This window comes from Arthrobacter sp. LjRoot78, from assembly GCF_964254335.1.
Taxonomy (GTDB): domain Bacteria; phylum Actinomycetota; class Actinomycetes; order Actinomycetales; family Micrococcaceae; genus Arthrobacter.
Genome location: NZ_CAXUTG020000001.1, coordinates 2,813,535 through 2,828,757 on the forward strand (window position 1 = coordinate 2,813,535; position 15,223 = coordinate 2,828,757).

The 15,223-nt window shown below is 67.7% G+C and carries 14 protein-coding genes; 2 read left to right on the top strand and 12 right to left on the bottom strand.

Features of this window, described 5'->3' with window-relative positions; translation table 11 throughout:
- Positions 1-12 precede the first annotated feature (12 nt).
- From ACSQ1X_RS13100 to ACSQ1X_RS13115, 4 genes are all read right to left on the bottom strand, one after another.
- Positions 13-1,506 (bottom strand): MFS transporter, encoded by a 1,494-nt coding sequence (locus ACSQ1X_RS13100; RefSeq protein WP_436057972.1) that lies wholly within the window; start codon positions 1,504-1,506, stop codon positions 13-15.
- Between the two features lie 135 nt (positions 1,507-1,641).
- Positions 1,642-4,728, bottom strand: coding sequence for an AAA family ATPase (locus tag ACSQ1X_RS13105; protein ID WP_436057973.1), 3,087 nt, complete (start codon positions 4,726-4,728; stop codon positions 1,642-1,644).
- Entirely contained in the window at positions 4,725-5,897 is a 1,173-nt protein-coding gene (locus ACSQ1X_RS13110) for an exonuclease SbcCD subunit D (protein ID WP_436057974.1), read from the bottom strand. The genes ACSQ1X_RS13105 and ACSQ1X_RS13110 overlap by 4 nt, the downstream gene beginning before the upstream one ends.
- Positions 5,898-5,958: 61 nt before the next feature.
- Positions 5,959-6,897 carry an MIP/aquaporin family protein gene (locus ACSQ1X_RS13115; RefSeq protein ID WP_436057975.1) on the bottom strand — a complete coding sequence of 313 codons (939 nt, stop codon included), beginning with the start codon at positions 6,895-6,897 and terminating at the stop codon, positions 5,959-5,961.
- Between the two features lie 210 nt (positions 6,898-7,107).
- Between ACSQ1X_RS13115 and ACSQ1X_RS13120 the strand changes: the two genes are divergently transcribed.
- Positions 7,108-8,253, top strand: coding sequence for an ADP-ribosylglycohydrolase family protein (locus ACSQ1X_RS13120; RefSeq protein ID WP_436057976.1), 1,146 nt, complete (start codon positions 7,108-7,110; stop codon positions 8,251-8,253).
- 1 nt (position 8,254) lies between these two features.
- On the opposite strand, the gene ACSQ1X_RS13125 is transcribed toward ACSQ1X_RS13120, so the two are convergent.
- Together ACSQ1X_RS13125 and ACSQ1X_RS13130 are read right to left on the bottom strand one after the other, a co-directional pair.
- On the bottom strand, positions 8,255-8,815 hold the full coding sequence (locus ACSQ1X_RS13125; RefSeq protein ID WP_436057977.1) for a DUF4395 domain-containing protein: 561 nt from the start codon (positions 8,813-8,815) through the stop codon (positions 8,255-8,257).
- Positions 8,816-8,876: 61 nt separating this feature from the next.
- A complete protein-coding gene (locus tag ACSQ1X_RS13130) occupies positions 8,877-9,893 on the bottom strand; it encodes an exonuclease domain-containing protein (protein WP_436057978.1) in 1,017 nt (338 codons plus the stop codon).
- Positions 9,894-10,032: 139 nt separating this feature from the next.
- Here ACSQ1X_RS13130 and ACSQ1X_RS13135 point away from each other — a divergent pair, with 139 nt between their 5' ends.
- Positions 10,033-10,803: a VTT domain-containing protein gene (locus tag ACSQ1X_RS13135; RefSeq protein ID WP_055796175.1), complete on the top strand. Its 771-nt coding sequence runs from the start codon at positions 10,033-10,035 to the stop codon at positions 10,801-10,803.
- 59 nt (positions 10,804-10,862) lie between these two features.
- Here the strand turns inward: ACSQ1X_RS13135 and rdgB are convergent, their stop codons facing one another.
- From rdgB to clpS, 6 genes are all read right to left on the bottom strand, one after another.
- Entirely contained in the window at positions 10,863-11,528 is a 666-nt protein-coding gene (rdgB, locus tag ACSQ1X_RS13140; protein ID WP_436057979.1) for an RdgB/HAM1 family non-canonical purine NTP pyrophosphatase, read from the bottom strand.
- Positions 11,525-12,283: a ribonuclease PH gene (gene rph / locus ACSQ1X_RS13145; protein WP_028270069.1), complete on the bottom strand. Its 759-nt coding sequence runs from the start codon at positions 12,281-12,283 to the stop codon at positions 11,525-11,527. The genes rdgB and rph overlap by 4 nt, the downstream gene beginning before the upstream one ends.
- Before the next feature lie 78 nt (positions 12,284-12,361).
- A complete protein-coding gene (locus ACSQ1X_RS13150; RefSeq protein WP_055796180.1) occupies positions 12,362-13,159 on the bottom strand; it encodes an MBL fold metallo-hydrolase in 798 nt (265 codons plus the stop codon).
- Complete coding sequence (gene murI / locus ACSQ1X_RS13155) at positions 13,156-14,211, bottom strand: glutamate racemase (protein ID WP_436057980.1); 1,056 nt, start codon at positions 14,209-14,211, stop codon at positions 13,156-13,158. The genes ACSQ1X_RS13150 and murI overlap by 4 nt, the downstream gene beginning before the upstream one ends.
- A gap of 78 nt (positions 14,212-14,289) precedes the next feature.
- Entirely contained in the window at positions 14,290-14,856 is a 567-nt protein-coding gene (locus tag ACSQ1X_RS13160; RefSeq protein WP_436057981.1) for a DUF2017 domain-containing protein, read from the bottom strand.
- A complete protein-coding gene (gene clpS, locus ACSQ1X_RS13165) occupies positions 14,849-15,217 on the bottom strand; it encodes an ATP-dependent Clp protease adapter ClpS (protein ID WP_028270073.1) in 369 nt (122 codons plus the stop codon). Before clpS ends, ACSQ1X_RS13160 begins: the two co-directional genes overlap by 8 nt.
- Positions 15,218-15,223 lie beyond the last annotated feature (6 nt).

Genomic DNA, 15,223 nt, shown 5'->3' on the forward strand with positions numbered 1-15,223 from the left:
GCACGCCATTCGTTAGCGGCTGCCGGCCACCTGGGTTCCGCGGCGCGCCTTGCCGTTTCGGATGACGACGGCGGCGGCCGCCCCCAGCAGGAACAGCGCCGCTGCGGCGCAGACCGGCACGAGGAACGCGGCGGAATACCCCTGGTGCTGCGCCAGCTGACCGGCTACCGAAGACCCCAGTGCCGTGCCGGCGACAATGCCGCTGGCGAGGGCTGTCATGACGGTTCCCAGCCGCCCGGCCGGGGCCACCAGGCCGCCGATAGCGAATACGGTGACCATCAGCGGGCCCACGGGCAGTCCGAGGACCAGCAGTACCAGCACCATGGGGAACGCCGAAGCAGGCAGCAGCAGGAGCACCGCCAGGCCGGCCATGAGCATGGCACTCACCATCCAGCGTGCCGACAGGGTGAACCGCTGCGGCCAGTAGGCAACGCTCAGGGCTGCCGCGGCCGAACTCAGTCCCATGACGGCGTAGAGCAGCCCGGCAATTTCGGCCGTGGCAAAGCTTGCCGAGAAGGAGCTCAGGCCCGTCTGGGTGGAACCAAAGAATGTCCCCATGCACACCATGGCCAGGAAGGGCAGGGCAACAGCTGCCATGCCGTTCGCGCGGGAGCCCGTTCGCCCGGACCCTGCGGCGTCGGACCCTGCGGTGTCGGGGCCGGCGGTGGCGGAGGCATCCGTGCCCGAAGCAGCCGTTCCTGAGCCTGCGACCGTCCTGGCGCCCCGGCGCCGGCGCACGCTCAGCGGTACGGCGAGGTGGGTGCGGTGGACGGCGAACGCGGGCACGAGGGTGAGCGTCAGGGCTGCGGCCAGGGCCAGCGGAAGCCAAGGGGCGATCAGGCTCGCGAGGATGCCCACCAACGCGGGGCCGAGGACGAAGGTCAGTTCATCGGCGGTGCTTTCGTAGGACAAGGCCGCATCCAGGTCCTTCGCATTCCTGGCTGTGCTGCCCCGGGCGGTCAGCGCCATCCAGCGGACGCGGGCCAGCGGGCCCACCTGGGGGCAGCTGGCCCCTGCCACGAAAGCCGCGACGAGGACCGGCACAGCCGCACCAAGGTCCTGGCCGGACGGAACGAGGTAGGCCGTGAGGATCAGGGCCACCACGGCGGCGGTGTTGAAGACCGCAGCGACCAGCAGCACCAACCGCTGGCCGAGCCGGTCGGCCCAGGCCCCGAGCACCGGCGCTCCCAGTGCGGAGCCGATTCCCACGGCCCCGGCTGCTGCTCCGCCGACCGCGTATGAGCCCGTGACGGCCGTAACCAGGGTCAGGGCGCCCACTGTCAGCATGGCCAGGGGAAGGCGGGCGAAGAGACCCAGCGGGATGAAGCCCTTGCCTGCCAGCAGCGGAAGCCGGGCGTAGCGGCCACCCCGGCTCGAAAGCGGGCGGGGGATGTCCTGCTCAGGATGCGGTGCGGGGCGCGCAGTGGCTTCGGGTGCAGTGGCTTCGGGTGCGGTGGTGGCAGGGGACGTTGCGGCGGATGCCTGCGAGAACATTGAAGTGGTCATTATTCCGGGTTCGCTCAAAGATGCGCATCGTCCCTCCTCCCGATGCGCGCGACCCGGTAACCCTTCAATTGTAGCCGAGGCCCCGGCACGCCGGTCCCGGCTGACGGAGCTCGAAACCGCCGCCGGGCCAGGGAATCAGGCCGGAGCGTCGTCGGAAATGTGGAGCGTGGACCCGTTCCGCCCCTTGACCACCTGGAGCTGGGTGCTGATGCGCTGCTTCATCTCCGGCACGTGGCTCACGAGGCCGACCACCCGGCCGCCGTCCCGCAACCCTTCAAGGGCATCCATGACCTGTTCCAGCGCCTGCTCATCCAGGCTGCCGAAGCCCTCATCCACGAAGAGCGTCTCGATGTCGACCCCGCCGGACTCCTGCTGCACTACGTCGGCAAGGCCCAGCGCCAGAGCCAGCGAGGCCATGAACGATTCACCACCGGAAAGCGTTGACGTATCCCTGCGCTGCCCGGTCCACTGGTCCACGACCTCGAGGCCGAGACCGGACTTGGCTCCCCGGGCAGCCTTGGCGTCCGTGTGCTGCAGGGTGTACCGGCCATCGCTCATTCCGACCAGCCGCTCCGAGGCGGCGATGGCCACCTGCTCCAGCCTGGCCGCCAGCACGTAGCTGTTAAGGCTCATCCGGTAGGAGTTGTCGCCGGCACCGCGGGCGGCGTCGGCCACCGCGGTGAGCAGCGCCGCGCGTTCCCGCGGACCTTGGCCTGAAGCTGCCAGCAGGGTGTAGTCCCCCGCGATCCGGCAGATGGTCTGCACCGATTTGTCCGCGAGCCCGGCCGCGATGACTGCTTGCCTGGCGGCCTGTTCCGCAGCGGAATCCTCCGCCCGGAGCTCTTCGAGCACGCCGGGCTCGACCGGGCCGTCCGCCGCAAGCTCGCGGGCCGCCTGTGTGAGTTCCTCGCCGGCGAAGAGTTCGCCGACGCGGGCTGCTTCATCCTGGCCGGCCCGGATGGCCGCTTCAAGCGTGGCCGCTTCAGGGGCCGGCAGGAGGACGGCCCGGGCCGCCTCTGCGGAGGCGAATCCGGACTCCGGAAGCGCCTGGTCCAGCAGCTGGCGGGCCTCCGTGGTCCGCAGCATGGCCTGTTCGAGGCTGGTCCGGGCGGCGTCTGCTCGTTCCAGGAGGGCCGTGGACTGATTCAGCGAGGTGAGCCGGCTGCCGAGGGTCGGGTAGCCGGCATGCAGCTTCTGCAGCGTAGCCTCCAGTGCAGCTGCCTGTTCGAGGACCTCCGTGTGCGTGGACTCCGTCGTCGCAATGCTGGAATCAGTAGCCGCCTGCGTCGATTCGGCGGCTGCAACCTGTTCGTCCAGTTCCGCCAGCCGCTCACGGCTGGCGACGAGATCCGCGGCGGCCCGGACGGCCTCGCGCGCACGTTCCTTGGCCAAAGCGGCTTCCGCGCGGGCGTCCTCCGCCGGGGTGTCGCCACCCTGGGCCGCCAGGACGGCGACCTGCTGCCGGGCCTCGGCAAGTTCCTTGTCCAGCGTTGCGAGGACAGCCTCTGCTGCCTCACAAGCTTCCTGGGCTGCCTGTTCCGCTTCAGCGATGGCCAGCGCGGCTGTGGCCGCGGGCGCCGGCGAGGGGTGCTCCGGGCTGCCGCACACCGGGCAGGGCGCGGCCGGCCGGAGCTGGGAAGCGAGCTCCGCAGCGGCGTTGGCGAGCCGCTCTTCCCGCAGATCCAGCCACCGCTGGCGGTGGTTCTGCTGATCATCCCGGGCAATGCGGTGCCGTTCGTCCACGCCGGAACATAACCGGGCCGCCGTGGCATACCGGCCGACGACGGCCACGAGTTCCTCAGCGGCAGCGGCTTCCTTGGTCCGCAGCTGGGCTTCGGCAGCGAGCTCCTCAAGGGGTGCCAGACCGGCCAGCAGCCCGGCCATTTCCGCACGCAGCGCATCAAGGGCCGCGGCGCCGGCGCGCCACCCCTCCCTCAGCTTCTCCACGGTGCTGCGAAGCTCTGTGCTGCGGACCGCCATCCCGGACAGCCTGGCCTCATCCGGCAACCGTTCCTCGAGCACGGCGCGGAGGGAGCGCAGGCGGCTGAGTTCGCTGCGCAGGACTGCCGCTTCGAAGTAGGGTTCGCCTTCGCTTCCGGCGGGGTGGCGGCTTGTGGTGGCGCCCCCGCCGGTAGCCAGGGCGGCAAGCTCGGGGTCCAGAAGAACCGCGGCGTCCAATTCGGCGGCAGCCGCGGCCATTGCGCCGGCCGCCCGCTCTTCGGCGTCCTCTGCTTTGTCGACGGCCTGCAGCTGGCCGCCGAGCACTTCGGCCCTGCGGTGGAGGCCAAGCTGCCGGGTCTTTTCACCGAGTTCGGGTGCCGCCGCGTCGGCGGCCGATTTCCGCAGTTCCGCGGCGGCGAGTTTTGCCTGGCGGGCGGCACGCGCGGCCGCGGACTCGAGGCGCCGGGCAGCCTCGGCGCGCGCTGCCGCCGCCTGGTCCGCCTCGGCCTGCAATATCCCGGCCCTGGCCGCGGCGGTGTCCTGCAGCCAGGCAAGAAGGTGGTCGGCGTCGTCGGGCACGGGGAAGGCGTCCGGCAGATCCTCTTCGGACGGTGCCGCTTCAGCCCGGGCCTGCGCCAGCAGCAGGTCCAACTGGTTGTTGAGGCCGGCGACCTCGGTGCGGGCCTCCGCGGCCTGCCGGGCCAGTTCCTGCTCGACAGCCCCAAACCGCTGCGTGCCGAAGAGGCTTTGAAGCAGCTCCAGCCGGTCGGAGGGCTTTGACCGAAGGAAAGCAGCGAAGTCGCCCTGGGGCAGCATGACCACCCGGGTGAACTGCTCCCGGTCCATGCCGAGCACTGAACTGATTTCAGCCCCGGCCTCATCGTTCCGGCCGGACTTTTCCATCCACTGCCCGTCAACGCGTTCCCGCAGCAGCGTATTGGCTTTCTGCTCCGTAAATCCGTTTTTGCCCCTGGCGCTGGGCCGGTTCCACGCAGGGATCCTGGAGACCTCAAAATGCCGGCCTTTGGCGGAAAACTCGCAGGTGACGCGCGGTTCGGCGGCGGCGTCAGCGTGGTCGCTGCGGAGCCGCTTTCCTTCCTGTCGCGCACCCGGCACGGATCCGTACAGGGCAAAGCAGATGGCATCCAGCACGCTGGTCTTGCCGGCACCGGTTGCGCCGTTCAGGAGGAAGAGTCCGTGAGAGCTGAGCCGGTCAAAGTCGATGTGCTCGGTGCCGGCGAAGGGGCCGAAGGCGGAGATTTCAAGCCGGTGGATCCTCATCGTGACATCTCCCCCAGACGCACGGCTTCGAGCGCTTCCCCGAGAACAGCTGCTTCGGCGTCATCGGTGCTGCGGCCCCGAACGTGCTCCAGGAAGCCGCAGCAGATGGACAGATCGTCATCCGCCGCGGCGAGCCTGGAGCTGTAACTCGTCGTGGTAGCTGCAGCGGCGCCTTCGGGCTCGAAACCGAGGACCAGGGTGTCCGGAAAGCGGGCACGAAGTTTGTCCATGGCCTGGGCGGGGCGCTGGGAGTCCGTCAGTGTGATCTGGCAATACGCGGCCTCGGCCCAGGCGTGCTCCTCTGCCGTGAGGAGGTGGTCCAGAGTGCCCCGCAGCACCGCGAGCGCGCGCGGCGCGTCCCATTGGACCTCCCTGACGTCGGTGATGCCCGTGGCATCCGCTTCGACCAGCCAGCCGCCTTTCCGGTGCTTCGCCTCTGAGAAGGAATAGGCAAGGGGCGAACCGGAATAGCGCACGGTCGGCGACAGCGTCTGCCTGCCGTGCAGGTGCCCGAGTGCGGTGTAGCCAAAACCGTCGAAGAGATCCAGGGGGACGGCCCCGACTCCGCCGATGCTCAGGTCCCTTTCACTGTCCGAGCTGATCCCGCCGCTCGCGAACGTATGGGCCAGCACGACGGAATGCACGGTCCTTCCGCTCGCACGGGTGACCACATCGGACCGGATCTTCGCTGTGGCTGCGCGCGTCACTTCGAAGTGGCTGGCGGGCTCAACGCCCAAGTGCTCGGCGACCAGACGGGGCTCGAGCCACGGAATGCCGTAAATGGCCAGCACAGGACCATCCTCCGCCGGGTCCAGCGGAAACAGCACCGGCACATCGAGTTCGGCGAGCCGGGTACGCAGGTGCACTCCCCCGCGCTCCAGCAGCCGCGACGCGAAGCCAAGGCGGATGGCCGAATCGTGGTTCCCGCTGGTGAGGACCACCTGCGCTCCCGCGTCCGTCAGGCGGACCAGGGCATCATCCAGCAGGCGAACGACGTCGACGCCGGGCAGGGCGCGATCGTAGACATCCCCGGCAATCAGGACGACGTCCACTTTCTCCGCGCTGACGAATTCGACCAGCTGGTCAATGAAATCCTGCTGGGCGTCCAGCATGCCGACGCCGTGGAAGGACCGGCCCAGGTGCCAATCGGAAGTGTGCAATAACCGCATGTTCTTAAGCTATCCGCGGGTACCGACAGTTTTGTGGCACAGACACGGCTTGGCCGGGCAACTACCGTCCGCGCTTGCCGTCAAAGAAGTCGCGGGCGTCGTCGTCAGCGGAGCCATCAGCGTCGTCAGAGGTAACGCCGGCGGCATCGTCGTCGTCGTCGAGATCGTCGTCGTTGGTGACCAGTTCGTCGTCGTCTGCATCGTCTTCGGCATCGTGCGCGCGGGCCGGCGCAGCAGCCGGGGCCTCGGCGAACCCGCGGAACACCAGACCTGCGATGGCGGCGCCCACCAGCGGCGCCACCCAGAAGAGCCACAGCTGTTCAAGGGACCAGGAGTTGCTGAAGATGGCCGAGGCGGTTGCGCGTGCCGGGTTGAACGGCGTGTTGCCCACTGCCTGGCCCAGCTGCAGCAGGACGGCGAGCGTGAGGCCCACAGCGAAGGGCGCGGCGGCCTTGCTGGTGTTGCGTGCAGCCGTGGTGCCGAGGAAAACGGCTACCAGGATGGCGGCGCCCAGGACCTCCACGAGCAGGACGCCGGCCATGGGCGCCTGGATGATGGAATGCTCGCCAAAGCCGGCGGTCACGGTGTCAAAGGCGGCCCGGGTGTCTTCGATCTTGGGAACAGTCCGCAGGATTCCGAACAGTGCCAGTGCTCCGGCCACAGCCCCGACCAGCTGCGCACCGAGGTACGCCGCGGCTTCCGGCACCCGGATGCGGCCTGCGATGGCGTTGCCCAGGGTTACTGCCGGGTTGAAATGGCCACCGGAAATGTAGGCGAAGGCGAGCATGGCCGCGGTGACGGCAAGTCCGGCCGCCAGCGAGGCGGACAACGGGTTTGACTGCGGAATCGTGAACAGCGGAACGCCCAGGCCGGCGATGACCAGGAACAGGGTGCCAAAGGCCTCCGCTGACAGGCGTGCCACCAGGCCCGGTTTGAAAGCCTCCGGTGCGGCATGCAAATCGGAACTTCGGGTCGGGCGTGCAGGCACAGGGGCGGTCATGGTGTGGAAATCCTTTGTTTCGATGCGCGGCCGGTGATCCCGGTGAGCGTGCGGGCGGCGGTGCGCCCGGCAATGTACTGTCCGACGTATTCTGCCAACTGAGTCTGGACGCTTGCTGGATTCGAGCTTAGCGGTCGACGCGCCGCCGCAGCGACTTCGGTACCTGCGCCCGGGGAATCCAGATGCCGTACGCGGGGTAAATTTACAGATATGAGCACTGAACATTCCCGCCTGACGGCGCCGACGCCCCAGTCCCGGATCCATGGCTGCCTGCTGGGCGGCGCCTTGGGCGATTCCCTCGGCTACGCCGTGGAATTCGATGATATTTCCACCATCCGGAGCCGCTTCGGTCCGGCGGGACTTCAGGATTTTTCAGCGCTCGACGGCGGCAGCCACTTCTCCGACGACACCCAAATGACGCTGTATACGGTTGACGGCCTCGTCGAGGCACTGGAGTGGGCAAATGATGGCACAGCCGCCGATGCCAACGCCTGTGTATGGCTCGCCTACCTTCGCTGGCTGGCGACGCAGGGCGTGCCGGTACCGTCGTCGGCTCCAGCCCCGCAGCCGCGCTGGATTGACGGTCAGCCAGCCCTGAAGCATCGCCGCGCGCCCGGAAATGCCTGCCTCAGCGGCCTGGCCTCCGGCGAAATGGGGACCATCTACCGCCCGGTCAATCCCGAGTCGAAGGGATGCGGCACGGTGATGCGCTCGGCGCCGTTCGGCCTCATTCCGCACATCCCGGCGGAGGCGGTGTACAAGCTGAGCTCTGACGCGGCTTCGTTGACCCACGGCCACCGTTCGGCGCGGCAGAGTGCAGGAACTTTCAGCCTCCTGATCCACGCCCTGATGAGTGGCCAAAGTCTCACAGAAGCGGCCGAATACGTGCTCGACCATGCCCGTGGACGGGACGACGCCGAGCCGGCACTCATTGACCGGCTGGAACGGTCCGTCCACCTCGCGGCAGTCTCCCGGCAGGAGCCGGCGGCGGCCGGCCGCCTCAGCCCCGAAGACCTGGTCCATGAGCTCGGGGAAGGCTGGGTGGCGGAGGAGGCACTCGCCGTCGCGCTTTACGCGGTGCTGGCCACAGCGCCGGCACGGGAGATGGCCGGCAACACCCCGGAGGAGACGACCGGCGCCGTTTCCAGTGCAGGCATTGAGGCGCACTTCCGTGAGGCCATCGTGCTGGCCGTGAACCACAGCGGGGACAGTGACTCCACCGGCTCCATCGCCGGGAACATCCTGGGCGCCTTCTACGGTGAGGAGTGCCTGCCGGCGGAGTGGCTGGAGTCGCTGGAAGCCCCGGAGGTCATCCGCGGTATGGCCGGTCAGCTGATCTCGGTGACCATCGCCTGAGTCAGGGCCGCTTCAGGGAGATGTTGGTGCAGGCTTCGCAGATGTCCGCCGGAATGAGTCCGCGGCGCTGAAGGAAGCCGAAGATCGCGCAACCCAGGCAGAACCCTGCGAATGCTTCCAGCGAGGCTGCCAGGATAAGGACAGCCAGGAGCGTCCAGGCAGCGGGAGCAAGCCCGGCCGCGAGCAGTAGCGCCGCGGCGGTGGACATGGCTGCACCGATGCCCTGCGCGAAGCGCTTGGGCGGGCCCGGAACCAGCTTGGCCCGGCCCAGACGCGGGGCCAGGACCTTGACGGAAAGCCGGGCAAGGGGTGAAATCCTGGGACCGAACAGCACGCGCAGCCAGAAGCCTGCGGCGATTACGGCAAGTCCCCAACCCCATCCGGTCAACAGCGTGGCGGCGGCAAGCACCACAACGAGGGCTGCGGTGATCCTGGCAGCATACTCGTTGACCGGGTTGGGGAATGCGAACACCGTGCGCCAGTCGACGCCGGTGCGCCCGCCTGCTGCCGTGGCAGTAGTAGGAACGGCGTCGGCCGGGGAGTCGGTCTGGAGTTTACCCATGGTGCAAGGCTAGGAGTCCGCCTCCGGCACCGGAAGGATTGTTGCGCCGTATGACCGCTGGCTAGATCAGGGCGGCGGCTGCCGGCACCTGCCCGCCCACCATCTGCAGGAACTCACCTTCGGACAGCACTTCGATGGCCTGCCCACGCTCGTGGAGTTCCAGGACCCGCCGGGCTTTGCCGGTCAGGCGGCCGGAGCGGAGGTCCGAGGCCACAAAGCCGTCGCCGACCACCAGCACCGTGGTCCGTCCGGTCACCCTGCTTTCGGGCTGCGCGCCGTACTCGGCCGACAGGACCTTGGCCTCCGGCCGGGGCATGGCGAGCTCCCCCGTGAACACGACCGTCTGCCCGAACAGCGGGTGGCCGGGTTCGGCGTCGGAATTTGGCACGGGGTTGGCCCCTTCCTCGGGCCAGCCGGATTTGAACGCCCGCGCCGCGGCTGTACCGGTTCCGCCGGCTGCCCCCAGGGCAGTCAGCGTGGCCTTGGACAGGCCGTCACGGGCGGGATCGAATGCCTGTTGATGCGGGAGCTCCAGTCCCAGGGACAGGAAGAGTTCCGCAATGCTGCCGGCGCCGTTGCGCCGGGCAATGTCTATCAGGATTCCCGCGCACGCCCTGGCATCCTCAGCTGCGTCGTGGTGGTTGACCAGCGGAACGCCGGCTTCCTCCGCCGCATAGGGCAGCGAATTGGAGACCAGGGAATAGCACCGGCGGGAAAGCATCACGGTACACACATAGTCGTAGGCAGGACCCGGCAGCCCGGACACTTCCAGCCCGGACCGGATCACGCCCAGGTCGAAGGCGGCATTGTGGGCAGCCAGGACATCGCCGCCAATGAAGGCACCAATCTCGGGGAAGAGCTCGCCGAAGCGCGGCAGGCCGGCCACATCCTCGGCCCTGATGCCGTGGATCCGCACATTGTGGTAATCGAACCGGTCATGGTTTTCGGGCGGGCGCATCAGCCAGGAAGCCTCCTCCACCACCACGCCGCCGCGGACCTTGCTCAGCCCAACGGCGCACGGCGAACCGCGGAAGCCGTTGGCTGTCTCGAAGTCGATCGCCGTAAAGTCCAAACCCACGGGTCAAACTTTACCGCCGGCCGGCCCGTGCCCCGGCACGCCAGCCCGGCTCGTCGCGGGTGTCGATGGTCACGCACCGTCCCTGCAGGAAAGCCCGGCACCGGGGGTCCAGTAACCTTGAGGGGTGAACCTACATGCGATGAGTGACTTTGCCGTGTCCACCCTCGGGGGTGCGGGACCGGTGCAGCCGCACCTGGCCTCGTTCCTCCCCGACTGGCTCAACCCCCAGATCTTCCTGGCCGATCCGGCCCTGGCCCCCTGGGTTGTGCTGCTGGTCTGCGGCATCATCTTCGCCGAGACGGGCTTGCTGATCGGCTTCTTCCTCCCTGGCGACTCCATGCTGTTCACTGCCGGACTGCTGGTGGCTACGGACACCATCAAGTTCAACATCTGGCTGTTCTCGGCACTGATCATCGTTGCCGCCATCATCGGCAACCAGACCGGTTACCTCATCGGTTCCAAAGCCGGCCCGGCCATCTTCAACAAGCCGGACTCCAAGCTGTTCAAGCGTGAAAACGTCGAAAGCGCGCACGCGTTCTTCGAAAAGCACGGCGGCAAGGCGCTGATCCTGGCCCGTTTCGTTCCGATCATCCGCACCTTCGTGCCGGTCATCGTGGGCGTCGCGCAGATGAGCAAGCGCAAGTTCTTCCTCTTCAACGTGATCGGCGCCGTGCTCTGGGGCGGCGGCGTCACCCTGCTCGGCTACCTGCTGGGCGACCGCGTGCCGTGGGTCCGCGACAACCTGGACATCATCTTCATCATCATCGTGCTGGTCTCCGTGATCCCCATCGGCATCGAAGTACTCCGCGGGCTGTCCGCCAAGCGCCAGGCCGCACACTTCGGCACGGACGCGGTGGAGGAGTTCATCGAAGAGCACGAACCCGAAGAAGAGCGCAAGACGAACATGTAGCACGACAAAAAATGAAGGCGCCCCGCACTGCGGGGCGCCTTCACTCGTTAATCAGCCGGCTAGGACCGGCTCTGCGGGCGGCGTTCGGCCAACGCCTCAACAATGGCCGGCAGCAACGCCCTGAACGCCTGGCCCCGGTGGCTGATGGCATTCTTTTCCTCGGGGCTCAATTCGGCGCAGCTGCGGTCCAGGCCGCTTGGCTGGAGCACCGGATCATAGCCAAAGCCGCCTTCGCCCCGCGGTTCGCGCAACAGCGATCCTTCGAGCTGGCCGTACTCCACCACCTCGCGTCCGCCATCCGTTGCCGCGCCCGGCACTGCGAGCGCAGCCGCGCAGACGAAAGCGGCGCCTCGGTACTCGTCGGGGACATCGGACAGCTGGTCCAGCAGGAGCCGAAGGTTGGCGGCATCGTCACCGTGGCGGCCGCTCCACCGGGCCGAAAAGATCCCCGGTGCCCCGCCGAGAACATCCACCGACAGGCCCGAATCATCGGCAATGGCCACCAGCCCCGTGGCCTCGGCCACGGCGCGCGCCTTCAGCAGCGAGTTCTCGGCAAAGGTCACACCGGTTTCTGCGACGTCCGGGGCGCCAACCGCACCGGCGTCCACCACCTGGGTGTCGACGTCGAGCCCTGGCACCTGCCCGCGCAGCAGCTCACGCAGTTCGCGGAGCTTGCCCTTGTTGTGGGTCGCGAGGACCAGCACGGGGACGGCGGCGTCCGTCACGGGGCCTCCGCCAGCGTTTCGCGCTGGATGGCCGCGAGCTGCTCCGTACCCAGCAGGGCAAGGTCCAGCAGCTGGTTCAACTCGTCGCGGTCGAAGGGGGCGCCCTCGGCCGTGCCCTGGACTTCCACGAATTTGCCTGACCCGGTGACCACGACGTTCATGTCGGTCTCGGCGCGGACGTCTTCGACGTACGGCAGGTCCAGCATGGGGATGCCGTCGATGATGCCGACGGACACGGCAGCGATTGTGTCGATGAGGGGCTGTGCGTTCTTGGAGATGATTTTGTTTTCGCGGGCAAAGCGGATGGCTTCGGCGAGCGCCACGTAGGCGCCGGTGATGGCGGCGGTGCGGGTGCCGCCGTCGGCCTGCAAAACATCGCAGTCCAGCACAATGGTGTTCTCGCCCAGCGCCTTGGTGTCGATGATGGACCTCAGCGAGCGGCCGATCAGCCTGGAAATCTCGTGGGTGCGGCCGCCGATCTTGCCCTTGACGGACTCGCGGTCGGAGCGGGTGTTCGTGGCGCGGGGAAGCATGGCGTATTCAGCCGTGACCCAGCCGCGGCCCTCCCCCTTGAGCCAACGCGGCACGCCTTCGGTCAGGGAAGCCGTGCACAGGACCCGGGTGTTGCCGAACTCGATCAGGGCCGACCCTTCAGCCTGCTTGGACCAGCCGCGGGTGATGCTGATCGGGCGGAGCTGATCAGGGGTACGGCCGTCGGCACGAATGACGGGGGTTGCAATTGCTTCAGAAGTCATGCCTTTAGCTTATCGACCCGCACGGACCCCCCGGACCGGCAGCTGCCAGGACCGGCGTCAGCCCGCACCGCCGGCAGTTCAGACGGTGTAGTGGACTCCGGCCACGGCCACTGCGACGTCGCCGCTGAACACGGGCTTGGCCTCGGCCATGACTTTTGTCTGCGACGTCCACACCGGAATGTGGGTGAGGAGCAGCCGGCGTGCCCCTGCAGCGGCTGCAGCCTCGCCGGCACGTTTGCCCGTCAGGTGCACGTCCTTGATGTCGTCGTCGCGGCCTTCCTCGAAGGCGGCCTCGCACAGGAAGAGGTCGGCGTCCTTCGCGGCTTCTTCCAGCCCGGCACACGAGTCGGTGTCCCCCGAGTACGTCAGGACGCGCGTGACCGGCGCGCCGCCTGCGGACGGCTCCGTCACCTCGACGCGGAGGGCGTAGGCCTCCTCCACGGGGTGGTTCACCGCGAACGGCGTCACCGTGTAGGGCCCGACCGTAACGGACTGCCGTTCGGTCCAGTTGGTGAAGTCGAATTCCTCGTGCATGCCCGGGTCCAGCTCCAGACCGTACGCCGTGGCCATCCGGTCCGCTGTGGCGGCGGGGCCCCAGACCTTAATCCGGTCACGGCCCCAGCCGCCCGGCTTCCAGCGCACGGCCACATGGAGGCCGCACAGGTCCATGCAATGGTCCGGGTGCAGGTGGGTGAGGAAGATCGCGTCGATGTCCTCAAGGTCCGTGTACCGCTGGATCGCCCCGAGGGCCCCGCTGCCGAGGTCCATCACGACCTTCCAGGTCCGCTCGCCGTCGTGGGCGGTCAGCAGGTAGCACGACGCCGGGGAGCCCGGACCCGGGAAGGAACCGGTGCAGCCAACAATGGTCAGTTTCACAGGCGGGAACCCCCGGCCGCGGATCCGCCGACGAAGTTGGAAATCCTTGGCCGGGCGGCGCCGGCCCGGGCTGCCGCGATCATCTCCGGCGTTATTTTCGCCAGGCTGCCGGTGGGGTACTGCGCGGCGACGTGGTCCACGTGCTTCACGCTGAGCACCTCGGGCCCCAGGAAGCGCCTGGCCAGGGTTTCGAACTGGCTGGCTTCGCCGGTGGCGATGAAGTGGTGCTGGGGCGGCGCCTCGACGGTCCGCTGAAGATCGTGTGAGACGAGCGCCCGATAGACATCCTTGGCGGTTTCCTCAGCACTGGAGACAAGGGTGACGTCCTCCCCCATGACGTAGGAGATCACACCGGTGAGCAGCGGGTAGTGCGTGCAGCCGAGCACAACAGTATCCACGCCGGCGGTGCGCAGCGGCTCAAGGTACTCCCGGGCAACGGCCAGGAGTTCCGGACCCGTGGTGATGCCGGCCTCCACGTAGCTGACGAACGCCGGACAGGCCACGGACGTGATGTGCAGGTCCGGGGCGGCGGCGAAGGTGTCCTCGTAGGCCCGGGAACCCACGGTGGCGGAGGTGCCGATGACGCCCACCCGTCCGCTCCGGGTGGCAGCCACGGCCCGACGCACTGCAGGCTGGATCACTTCGATCACGGGAATCCCGTAGCGGGCCGTGTACCTTTCACGGGCATCCCGGAGCACAGCGGCGGAGGCGGAGTTGCACGCGATGGTCAGCAGCTTGACGCCGGAATCCACCAGCTCATCCATCACGCCGAGGGCATTGGCGCGGACCTCGGCGATGGGCAGCGGGCCGTAGGGGCCGTTCGCGGTATCGCCTACATAGAGGATCGATTCGTTGGGCAGCTGGTCGATGATGGACCGCGCCACGGTCAGTCCGCCGACTCCGGAGTCGAAGATGCCGATGGGCCGCGAGCCCATGGGGCTGTCGTCCGTACTGCTCGCTGGGGAATCCGCCACAGCGTCCGCTGCCGGATCCATGCTCGATGCTGAAGTCATGATTATTCGAGGATAGGGCTTCCCTGTTGGTGCGGCCATCACATTGTGTCGCCCGACTCATGTTGGATAAGTCACATATTTTGGCGTCCGGCCGCTCCGGCCCGCACGCCGGTCCGTTCAGCCCCGCTGCTCCATGGACTGGAGCATGGCCTGCACCAGCGATTCCTGCAGCCACGTGGTGAAGTTGTACACCAGTGCCAGGTAGCTTTCCACGTCTTCGGCCTGGGACCAGTCCTGCATGGTGTGGACGTGTTCGGCGTCGGCGTCGTCCCGGATGTCGAGCCGTTCGGCCAGGACAAGCCGGACATCGTTCAGCGCCTGCGACCAGTGCCGGGCGTCGGCGGACGAAAGGACCACTTCGTTGGTGTCCAGACCCAACGCCGCCGCCCGCAGGGCGCCGATCTTGTTTTCCCGCAGTGAGCGTTCGGTGAGCTGGCGGAACTCCAGGGCGGCGGCGTCGTCGTTCCTGGTGACGTTGGGCAACAGCCGCCGCAGCGCGCGGTCCGACGGTTCCTGGACATTCATGTCCAGCCCGATCAGGGCTGTCAGCGGATCTTCGCTGGCGCTTTCGGCCGGTTCGAGCATCGAGATGACGTCGTCGATCAGGCTCCGCAGCAGTTCCCGTTCCGCCGGTTCCAGATATCCGGTAATGCCTTTGAGCCCGTATTTGAATGCCTTAGCCACGTTTGCCTTTGCCCTTGCCGGATCCGCCGTCTTTGCCGCCGCCGGTGGCTTTCTCCACCGTTGCCCACAGGCCGAAGCCGTGCATGGCGACGGCGTGCTGCTCCACCTGTTCCTTGCTGCCGTGCGCCACGATGGAACGTCCCTTCTTATGGACCTCCATCATGAGCTTGTTGGCTTTGGGCTCCGAATAGCCGAAATAGCTCTGGAAAACGTAGCTCACGTAGCTCATCAGGTTGACGGGATCGTTCCAGATCACCAGGTTCCAGGGAATGTCCGGGGCCGTCAGGGCGTCGGTGGACGTCACTGTTCCGGTCTGGGTGCTCTCCTGGGTGTCAGGGCCGAGCGCAACGCTTAAGGTCATCTGTCC

Bases quoted from the DNA above. Each gene is read 5' to 3' on its own strand.
- ACSQ1X_RS13125 (WP_436057977.1), bottom strand. From the start codon at position 8,815: ATGGGTAAACTCCAGACCGACTCCCCGGCCGACGCCGTTCCTACTACT.
- ACSQ1X_RS13115 (WP_436057975.1), bottom strand. From the start codon at position 6,897: ATGACCGCCCCTGTGCCTGCACGCCCGACCCGAAGTTCCGATTTGCAT.
- clpS (WP_028270073.1), bottom strand. From the start codon at position 15,217: ATGACCTTAAGCGTTGCGCTCGGCCCTGACACCCAGGAGAGCACCCAG.
- ACSQ1X_RS13120 (WP_436057976.1), top strand. From the start codon at position 7,108: ATGAGCACTGAACATTCCCGCCTGACGGCGCCGACGCCCCAGTCCCGG.
- rph (WP_028270069.1), bottom strand. From the start codon at position 12,283: ATGACTTCTGAAGCAATTGCAACCCCCGTCATTCGTGCCGACGGCCGT.
- ACSQ1X_RS13135 (WP_055796175.1), top strand. From the start codon at position 10,033: ATGAGTGACTTTGCCGTGTCCACCCTCGGGGGTGCGGGACCGGTGCAG.
- ACSQ1X_RS13110 (WP_436057974.1), bottom strand. From the start codon at position 5,897: ATGCGGTTATTGCACACTTCCGATTGGCACCTGGGCCGGTCCTTCCAC.
- ACSQ1X_RS13100 (WP_436057972.1), bottom strand. From the start codon at position 1,506: ATGACCACTTCAATGTTCTCGCAGGCATCCGCCGCAACGTCCCCTGCC.
- ACSQ1X_RS13105 (WP_436057973.1), bottom strand. From the start codon at position 4,728: ATGAGGATCCACCGGCTTGAAATCTCCGCCTTCGGCCCCTTCGCCGGC.
- murI (WP_436057980.1), bottom strand. From the start codon at position 14,211: ATGGCCGCACCAACAGGGAAGCCCTATCCTCGAATAATCATGACTTCA.